At 49.3% G+C, this 282-nt stretch carries 1 rRNA gene; it reads right to left on the reverse strand.

From position 1 onward, the window contains the following. A 16S ribosomal RNA gene (locus WA407_RS26460) occupies positions 1-225 on the reverse strand; the annotation flags it as partial. Positions 226-282: the final 57 nt, after the last annotated feature.

Here is a 282-nt window from a genome sequence, read left to right on the forward strand (position 1 = left end):
GATTGCTCCGTCTTTCCTCCTTCTCCCATGCAGGAAAAGGATATATCGGGTATTAGCTACCGTTTCCGGTAGTTATCCCTGTCTTGTGGGCAGGTTGCCTACGTGTTACTCACCCGTCCGCCGCTAGATTGTTTAGAAGCAAGCTTCTAAACAATCCCGCTCGACTTGCATGTATTAGGCACGCCGCCAGCGTTCGTCCTGAGCCAGGATCAAACTCTCCATTAAAGACCAACCGAAGCTGGTTTATAGAAAGAGCGATAAGCTCATGTTGAAACTGACGAG

It is taken from the genome of Paenibacillus sp. 203, from assembly GCF_037027525.1.
Taxonomy (GTDB): domain Bacteria; phylum Bacillota; class Bacilli; order Paenibacillales; family Paenibacillaceae; genus Paenibacillus; species Paenibacillus polymyxa_B.